Raw genomic sequence first — 3522 nt, 5'->3', positions numbered from 1 at the left:
GTAGAGTGGTGCTGTTTGTTTGTATTCGAGTATTGCTTTGTCGTCTGTTATCCAGGTTGCTGTTTCTTCGGGTTTGGGTTGTTCTTCATTTTGTTCTTTCATTGGTCTTTCCCTCCTATGGTGTTGTTTTGTTGTTCTATGCTTGAGAGGATATTTCGGTCCACTTTTTGCCGTCTGATGTTCTTACAGGGTTTATTCCTGTGAAGTTGTGTAGGCGGGTGAGGATGACATCGCAGTATTTCGGATCTATTTCGAGTCCGTATCCTGCCCTTTGGGTGAGGTGTGCGGCGATTATTGTTGTTCCGCTTCCCAGGCATGGATCCAGGACGATTTGTTTTGGGCGGGTGCTGTTTTGAATCATTATTTTTGGGAGGTCTGCGGGTTTTTGGGTTGCGTGCAGGTATTGGCTTGCTGGATCTTTTTTGATGTGGAGGATGTCGCTTTGTTCTTTTATGGTTTTGATTATTTTAATGAGTTCTTCTTTTTTAAGTTTCTCTATTTCTTCGGGGTTTGAGTTGAGGATGAAGGTTTTGTGGGTTCGGTCCCCGTACCATTCGGGGTTTTTGGCTTTGCGGCAGTACAGTATTGGTTCGTGGCTCCAATGGTAGTCGCTGTGGCCGAGGATGTGGCCTTTTTCCCATATGAGTTGTTGTTTGATGGTGTATCCTGCTTCGTTGAGGGCTTTTTCGAATATGATGTGGTTGATGCTGGCGTAGCAGGTGTAGAGGGGTGCGTTGTCTGTTGTGTGGTTATGGGAGTTTTTGTAAATTTTGTAGAGGAATTGGAAGAGTTTGTTTCCTCGGAGTTGGTCGTTGGTCATTATTCCCCAGGGCCTTCCGTTTGGGTTGTTTGTTCCGCTGTAACTCACACCGTATGGTGGATCCGTCCATGTCAGGTGTGCTTTTTGGCCGTTCATGAGTTGTTCGAAGTGTTCTGGGTTTGTTGCGTCCCCGCACATTATCCTGTGGGGGCCTATCTGGTATATTTCTCCTGGTTTGGATTTTGGGGTTTTTGGGGGTTCTGGAACGACATCTTTGAGGAGTTCCTGTTCTTTGGAGTTCATTGCGGCGATGATTTGGGCGATTTCTGGCTCGTCGAATCCTGTGATGGTTGCGTCCAGGTTCTGGGAGAGGATTTCCTGGATGAGGTTTTGGAGTTTGAGGTCGTCCCATTCGCCGCTTATCTTGTTGAGGGCGATGTTGAGCATTTGTTCTTTGTCTTTTGGCAGGTTGACATAAACTACTGGTACTTCTGTGAGGCCGAGTTTTTTGGCTGCTTTGAGTCGTTGGTGTCCTCCTATGACGATGTTGTGCCTGTCTGGGTGTTCGTTGACTATGAGGGGTTGGACGAATCCGAATTCTTCAATGCTTTTGACGAGTTTGGCGAGTTCCTTCCTGGTTATCTTTCTGGGATTGTCTGGGTTCTCTTTGAGGAGTTGGATTGGCACTGTTTCCCTTCTGGTTATTGTTATTTTCGGCATTAAATTCCCCTCCAGGGTTCATTCGTTGCTATGTACATTTTCATGATTGGATAGTCCTTCTTGTTGAATCGTTCTTTTGTTTCGGTCTGGGCTACTTCAATTGCTATTTGGTCTTCGAGGACGACGATGTCTGCTCGGCCTCCCGTTATGAATTCTGCTTCTGTGACGAAGTCCTTGTTGTTCTGTCGCAGCCATATGCATATTTCGCAAATTTTGCGCATGTGTTCTGGGCTGGTGCTTCGGTGTAGTCGTATGTGGTTGACATACCTGCTTGTTATTTTGAGGAGTCGCAGGGTTTCGTTGATTCTTCTCTGGGTGAGTGCTTTTCTTCTCATTTGGCGTACACTTTGTAGTAGTCCTCATAAAATTCTCTTGGTTTTACTGCGGCGTCTATTATGGCCCAGATTGTTCCGACTATTCCCCACAGGCCCATTGTTGGGATGAGCAGGAGGAGGTTCAGCCAGAACTTCCAAGCGTCTGCCTTGTAGGTGTACAGCCATCCGAGTTGTCCGAACAGGACATTCAGGACTACTGCTGTTGTCTTGCTCTTTTTGGGTTTGTACTTGGTTCGACTCATTGTTTTCCCTCCGTCTTGTTTTTTCGGGATTTTCTATAAAAGTCAATGATTGTCATGATTATTTTGTGGGCTAATCGTCTGTCCTTGTCCTTCTCTGCTTCTGGCAGTTCTGAATATGGGATCCAGAGTTGTGTCCAGCGTCTTATTCGTTCTGTTGAGATTTTTTCCGTGTCTGCTATGGTTGAACTCCATTCAATCCACATGTTGTGTATCGTTTCTGCTACTGCTTCTTTGAGGGCGTCTGGATAGGGTGACATCATTGTGTTTTCCTCTTTGTTGGTATGTTTTCCAGGTGAGTTTTCTTTCTCGTCCTTGTTCGTCCTGGCCGTTCAGGATGGCGACAATCCTTGCTGCTTTTCGGGGGTTTTCTGTTTGGAATTTCACTTTGAGGCCGAGCATGAATTCGTTCTTGCGTTTGGTCTTGCGGCTGATCCCGCACCGTCTGCATTTGAAAGTGGCCAGGTGGATTTGTTTGTTGCTTTCCTGGGCCTGGTAGTTTCCGCAATTTGGGCATTGGATGACGAAAAAGGTCATATTTCCTCATTCCTCTGGATGACGATTACGCTGGTGCTTCTGTTTCCTGGCGTGTGTCTTTTCTCGATGATGAGTTTTTGGATTTGGCTGTCGTCTTTCCATACTGTTCCGTTCAGGGCGTCCAGGATTGTTTTTGCGTAGTTGTCCAGGTCCCTTTTGCGCCTGTCTGGGAACGACAGGAGGACCACTACCGTGAGGGGTTTTGAGGTGGGTGTTTTGATTTGGTTTTTGGCAGCGTGGTTGAGGCGTTGCTTGAACTCTTTTGCGCTTCGGGTGGTGTAGGTCCTGGTTCTGCCGTTCTTTCCAGTGGTGCGGTATATTGTGTTTGTGCTTGGAGGCACTTCGTCCACTCTTAAAAAAAAGATTGTTTCGTCGGTCATTGTGTGTTCTCCTGGCTTGTTTCTTGGAATTGCACTTTTTCAGTTCTCCTTTTGGAATTCTTCTTTGTTGCCTACTGCTCTGCAGGTGTGGCATCGGTATATTGTTTCGTACCCGAATTCTTGCGTGACTTTGTCGCTTCCACAATGCGGGCATTTAAGGTTGTCTGCCATCTTTTTTTCCTCCAATATTGTTTCATTCCCAGGTATATGATTGCGGCTACGATGTGGCTGCAGAGGGGCCAGGCCCTTCCTGTTATGACTTGTTTGCTGGGGATGCTTCCTGCCTTGCAGGTGCAAGTGAAGTTTTTGTCCAGGGCCAGGGTTGTGGTTCTGGAGAGTTCCAGGCGGACATCGTATTCTTTGACTTTGAACCAGATTACTGTTTTGTTTTCTGTTTCCCTGGCGCTGGTTATCTTCACTTGGCCTGTGAAGTAGTACTCTGCTCCTTTATTGAACACTTCTGATTTCATTCTCTGTTCATCGGGGCTTCTCTGTCTGCTGGGGCTATGATTGCTTTGTACCCAGGTAATAAACGTTTAATTCCAAAGCAT

At 46.5% G+C, this 3522-nt stretch carries 7 protein-coding genes; all 7 read right to left on the bottom strand.

Annotated elements, in window-relative coordinates; all coding sequences use genetic code 11:
* Window positions 1–136: 136 nt before the first annotated feature.
* Complete coding sequence (locus D6783_03225) at window positions 137–1480, bottom strand: ParB/RepB/Spo0J family partition protein (GenBank protein ID RME52989.1); 1344 nt, start codon at window positions 1478–1480, stop codon at window positions 137–139.
* A complete protein-coding gene (locus D6783_03220) occupies window positions 1480–1815 on the bottom strand; it encodes a hypothetical protein (protein RME52988.1) in 336 nt (111 codons plus the stop codon). Before D6783_03220 ends, D6783_03225 begins: the two co-directional genes overlap by 1 nt.
* The gene (locus D6783_03215) at window positions 1812–2057 is read right to left on the bottom strand and encodes a hypothetical protein (GenBank protein ID RME52987.1); all 246 of its coding nucleotides are present in this window, start codon (window positions 2055–2057) and stop codon (window positions 1812–1814) included. The genes D6783_03220 and D6783_03215 overlap by 4 nt, the downstream gene beginning before the upstream one ends.
* Window positions 2054–2317, bottom strand: a complete 264-nt coding sequence (locus D6783_03210; GenBank protein ID RME52986.1) for a hypothetical protein — start codon at window positions 2315–2317, stop codon at window positions 2054–2056. Before D6783_03210 ends, D6783_03215 begins: the two co-directional genes overlap by 4 nt.
* Window positions 2314–2571 (bottom strand): hypothetical protein, encoded by a 258-nt coding sequence (locus D6783_03205; protein ID RME52985.1) that lies wholly within the window; start codon window positions 2569–2571, stop codon window positions 2314–2316. The genes D6783_03210 and D6783_03205 overlap by 4 nt, the downstream gene beginning before the upstream one ends.
* 16 nt (window positions 2572–2587) lie before the next feature.
* Window positions 2588–2971, bottom strand: coding sequence for a RusA family crossover junction endodeoxyribonuclease (locus D6783_03200; GenBank protein ID RME52984.1), 384 nt, complete (start codon window positions 2969–2971; stop codon window positions 2588–2590).
* A 71-nt stretch (window positions 2972–3042) separates the two neighbouring features.
* Window positions 3043–3441 (bottom strand): hypothetical protein, encoded by a 399-nt coding sequence (locus D6783_03195; protein RME52983.1) that lies wholly within the window; start codon window positions 3439–3441, stop codon window positions 3043–3045.
* Between the last annotated feature and the right edge of the window lie 81 nt (window positions 3442–3522).

The sequence above is a fragment of the Candidatus Woesearchaeota archaeon genome (genome assembly GCA_003694805.1).
In the GTDB taxonomy this organism is placed as follows: domain Archaea; phylum Nanobdellota; class Nanobdellia; order Woesearchaeales; family J110; genus J110.
This window is presented reverse-complemented; position numbering and strand designations above follow the sequence as displayed.

Excerpts from the sequence above, each read along its gene's own strand:
- D6783_03225 (RME52989.1), bottom strand. The coding sequence starts at position 1,480 with ATGCCGAAAATAACAATAACCAGAAGGGAAACAGTGCCAATCCAACTC.
- D6783_03220 (RME52988.1), bottom strand. The coding sequence starts at position 1,815 with ATGAGAAGAAAAGCACTCACCCAGAGAAGAATCAACGAAACCCTGCGA.
- D6783_03215 (RME52987.1), bottom strand. The coding sequence starts at position 2,057 with ATGAGTCGAACCAAGTACAAACCCAAAAAGAGCAAGACAACAGCAGTA.
- D6783_03210 (RME52986.1), bottom strand. The coding sequence starts at position 2,317 with ATGATGTCACCCTATCCAGACGCCCTCAAAGAAGCAGTAGCAGAAACG.
- D6783_03205 (RME52985.1), bottom strand. The coding sequence starts at position 2,571 with ATGCCCAAATTGCGGAAACTACCAGGCCCAGGAAAGCAACAAACAAAT.
- D6783_03200 (RME52984.1), bottom strand. The coding sequence starts at position 2,971 with ATGACCGACGAAACAATCTTTTTTTTAAGAGTGGACGAAGTGCCTCCA.
- D6783_03195 (RME52983.1), bottom strand. The coding sequence starts at position 3,441 with ATGAAATCAGAAGTGTTCAATAAAGGAGCAGAGTACTACTTCACAGGC.